We start from the raw sequence: 2,396 nt of genomic DNA, 5'->3' as shown, positions 1-2,396 counted from the left end.
GTGTAGCCCGGTCCTGGGGGCATTCGTCGAATGTGCCTTTGCCAGCACCGGTACCCGCTTTCCATTTATCCGTTTTTTGATCAGGATGCCCGCGATGCTGCATATCAGAACACCCTTGATACTCCATCCGGGGCTCTCGACRCCCAGCCGGCGCATCTGGCTCAAGCTGGAAAACCTGCAACCCAGCGGTTCATTCAAGCTGCGTGGCATGGGCCTGCTTTGCACCCGCGCGGCCGAGCAGGGCATGAAGAAAGTGGTCTGTCCGTCCGGCGGCAATGCCGGCTATGCGACGGCAGTGGCCGCCGCGGCGCTGGGGCTGCAAGCGAGCATCATCGTTCCGCACACCACCCCGGAAAGCACCCGGGCGCGAATCGCCAAAACCGGGGCACAGGTGATCGTGCACGGTCAGGTGTGGGACGAGGCCAACCAGTTGGCGCTGGAACTCGCCAATGCGCCTGATACCGAATACGTGCCGGCGTTCGACCACCCGACGCTGTGGGAAGGGCACAGCACGATGATCGATGAAATTCTGCAGGACTGCCCTCAGGTCGACACGATCGTGGCGTCGGTGGGCGGGGGTGGTTTGCTGGCCGGGATCCTCACCGGCCTGGAGCGACACGCCCGGCTGGATTGCCGGATCATCGCCTGCGAAACCGAGGGCGCAGCGTCATTCGACGCTGCGGTCAAGGCCGGGCATCCGGTCAAACTCTCCGAAATCAACACCGTTGCCAGCTCACTCGGGGCGCTGCAAGTTGCGCAATGGCCGGTTGAGCACATCCAGCACTTCCCGCACACGTGTGTCGTGCTGACGGATGCCGAAGCCATCATGGGCGTCGTCCGTTATGCCGATGACCTGCGTCAACTGGTGGAACCGGCGTGCGGTGTCTCGCTGGCCGTCGCGTATCTGGATCACCCGGCGATTGCCGGTGCCCATGATGTGGTGATTATCGTGTGTGGCGGGATCARCATCAGTGCGCAGAAGGTTGCCGGCTGGCAGAACCTTTGACGTCACGGGTTCAGGCTGGCGTCAGGCGCAGTCGCCAGCAGCCGTTGTAGCGTAGTTCGACGGCGGCCAGCGGTTCGACGTCAATCGTGTTGAACTGCGCGGGCGGGCATTGCATCACGTGCATCAGCGCGGCCCGAATCACGAACGGGTGAGTGACCGCAAGGATGTGCCCCGGTTGGCTGACCAGGGTCTCCAGCCACGTAGCGATCCGCTCGCACAGTTGGGCCACTGATTCACCGCCATGCGCAGCATGGGTGCTGTCGCTCAACCAGGCGTGCAGCAGTTCGGGTTCGTCTCGTTGCAGGTCATCGATCCGCAGCCCCTTCCAGCGACCTAAATCACAATCGCGCAGGGCCGGAACAATTTCCATGTCCGCGCCAAACAGCGCGGCGGTCTCTCGGGCCCGGGCTTCCGGTGCGCTGAGCAGGCGTGGCGCTCGTTTGAAACGCTTGGCCAATGAACCTTTTGCGTTCTGCCAATCCATTTCCACTGACTCATCCTCGGCAAAGCGCGCCAGTTTCTGGGCTGCTGTCCGGGCGTGACAGATCAGGGTCAAACGGGTGCTCTGCACTGGAAATCTCTCAGGTTGTGTTGGGGGGACGCGCGTCGCGAGGCGGGAAGAAAGGCCCGGAACCGAATGGTTCCGAGCCTGTCGACGCGCGGGTGTTTTTAGCTGATGACCTGATAGCAGGGCACATACTCTGCGCCACCCGGCAGTTTCATGCGGTGTTGCGCGACAAACGCTTTCAGCAGTTTGTCCAGCGGTTGCATGACCGCCGCGTCGCCGTGGATCTTGTAAGGACCGTATTTCTCGATCAGGCGGATGCCCTTGTCCTTGACGTTACCGGCAACGATGCCGGAAAACGCCCGGCGCAGGTTTGCCGCCAGTTCGTGCGGTGGCAGGTCGTGGCGCAGTTGCAGGCTGGCCATGTTTTCGTGGGTTGGATCGAACGGGCGCTGGAAGCCTTCGTCGATCTTCAGCAGCCAGTTGAAATGGAACGCATCGTTGCGCTCGCGACGGAACTGCTTGACGTCCTTGAGCCCTTTAGTCATTTGCCGGGCCACCTGGGCCGGGTCGTCGATGATGATCTCGTAGTGACTCTGCGCGTCTTTGCCCAGTGTCGCGCCAACGAAGGCGTGCAGTTGCTGCAAGTACGGCTCCGCGCTTTTCGGCCCGGTCAGGATCACCGGGAAGGGCAGGTCGCGGTTGTCCGGGTGCATCAGGATCCCGAGCAGGTAGAGGAACTCTTCGGCGGTACCGGCGCCGCCCGGGAAAATGATGATGCCGTGGCCGACGCGGACGAAGGCTTCCAGGCGCTTTTCAATGTCCGGCAGGATCACCAGTTCATTGACAATCGGGTTCGGCGCTTCAGCCGCAATAATCCCGGGC

General features: G+C 62.3%; 3 protein-coding genes. 1 reads left to right on the top strand and 2 read right to left on the bottom strand.

What is annotated here, in order from left to right; genetic code table 11:
* Positions 1-94: 94 nt before the first annotated feature.
* A complete protein-coding gene (locus AC1DH9_RS27395; protein WP_477809159.1) occupies positions 95-1,006 on the top strand; it encodes a pyridoxal-phosphate dependent enzyme in 912 nt (303 codons plus the stop codon).
* Between the two features lie 10 nt (positions 1,007-1,016).
* Here AC1DH9_RS27395 and AC1DH9_RS27390 read toward each other — a convergent pair whose 3' ends face one another.
* Positions 1,017-1,577 carry a histidine phosphatase family protein gene (locus AC1DH9_RS27390; RefSeq protein WP_427542917.1) on the bottom strand — a complete coding sequence of 187 codons (561 nt, stop codon included), beginning with the start codon at positions 1,575-1,577 and terminating at the stop codon, positions 1,017-1,019.
* Between the two features lie 98 nt (positions 1,578-1,675).
* Positions 1,676-2,396: pyrimidine/purine nucleotide monophosphate nucleosidase domain-containing protein (locus AC1DH9_RS27385; RefSeq protein ID WP_477809158.1), on the bottom strand; the 721-nt coding region annotated here is incomplete at its 5' end.

This window comes from Pseudomonas sp. 05T35, from assembly GCF_056396605.1.
Note: the sequence above shows the minus strand (reverse complement) of the source record. Positions and strands in the feature narration are given on the sequence as shown.